The organism is Pseudoalteromonas sp. OF5H-5, from assembly GCF_021530695.1.
Lineage (GTDB): Bacteria > Pseudomonadota > Gammaproteobacteria > Enterobacterales > Alteromonadaceae > Pseudoalteromonas.
The window spans coordinates 1-1,364 of record NZ_JAKGBF010000055.1 but is presented as its reverse complement, the minus strand read 5'-3'; the positions used below and the strand labels follow the sequence as shown (position 1 = coordinate 1,364).

Genomic DNA, 1,364 nt, shown 5'->3' with positions numbered 1-1,364 from the left:
GGATAGTCTAACCTTCGGGGGGACGTTCACCACGGAGTGATTCATGACTGGGGTGAAGTCGTAACAAGGTAGCCCTAGGGGAACCTGGGGCTGGATCACCTCCTTATACGATTTAGAACTTATTTGTTCGAAGTGTCCACACAGATGATTGTTGATTAGAATTAGAGAACACAAACATTGTTTGGGTCTGTAGCTCAGCTGGTTAGAGCGCACGCCTGATAAGCGTGAGGTCGGTAGTTCAAGTCTACTCAGACCCACCACTTTGCTTTGATGCTGCGTCTTTTTGCGACTCGTTTAGCAAACTAAACGTTCGTCACAAAAATCCTTGCCTGAAAGCAAAGATAGGTAAAAAACAAACAATGTTATCCTAGTAATGTGGGGCTATAGCTCAGCTGGGAGAGCGCCTGCCTTGCACGCAGGAGGTCAGCAGTTCGATCCTGCTTAGCTCCACCACTTTACTACACCTTCTTATAGATAAACACTCTTACTCAAGTTTAAGTAACTGAGAGTTTTTAACTCTGAGAAGTTATTCTCTTGCTCTTTAAAAATTTGGAAAAGCTGAAAAATTAAATTCTGATAGATAACGAAAGTTATTTATCGAGTTTTCGAAAGAAAATGCCGATTAATCATTTTGATGATTAATTAGCGTCTACTTTAGTATTCAATATTAACTTCTGGCGAAGTTAAATCAGTCTTTGATTGACAACGCAATGTGTTATAGAAAAATAAAGCAGTAGCTAACCTTTTTCTATTACGATGTGGATTTTGAGTTTAGACAATGCCACAGAGAAATTTATCGACGGGAGCATAACGAGTTATGTGACCAAGTAAATTTATCTGATAAAGCAGTATAAACTTGAAAGACCGAGTAAGAGCACTTTGGGTTGTATGGTTAAGTGACTAAGCGTACACGGTGGATGCCTTGGCAGTTGGAGGCGATGAAGGACGTACTAACTTGCGATAAGCCTAGTCAAGCCAGTAAGAGGCGCTTGAGACTAGGATTTCCGAATGGGGAAACCCACCTGCTTGCAGGTATCGTTAACTGAATACATAGGTTAACGAGGCGAACGCGGAGAACTGAAACATCTAAGTACCCGTAGGAAAAGAAATCAACCGAGATTCCGAAAGTAGCGGCGAGCGAAATCGGAGCAGCCCTTAAGCTTTAGTGTAGTTAGTGGAAGATGCTGGAAAGCATGACGAAACAGGGTGATAGTCCCGTACACAAAAACTTATCTAAAGTGAAATCGAGTAGGTCGGAGCACGTGAAACTTTGACTGAATATGGGGGGACCATCCTCCAAGGCTAAATACTCCCAACTGACCGATAGTGAACCAGTACCGTGAGGGAAAGGCGAAAAGAACCCC

2 tRNA genes and 2 rRNA genes are annotated in these 1,364 nt (G+C 42.7%); all 4 read left to right on the top strand.

From position 1 onward, the window contains the following. Window positions 1-106 (top strand): 16S ribosomal RNA (locus tag L1271_RS24620); the annotation flags it as partial. Window positions 107-183: 77 nt separating this feature from the next. After that, a tRNA-Ile gene (locus L1271_RS24615) sits at window positions 184-260 on the top strand. Between the two features lie 117 nt (window positions 261-377). Then, window positions 378-453: transfer RNA gene (locus L1271_RS24610), tRNA-Ala, on the top strand. 437 nt (window positions 454-890) lie between these two features. Next, window positions 891-1,364 (top strand): 23S ribosomal RNA (locus L1271_RS24605); the annotation flags it as partial.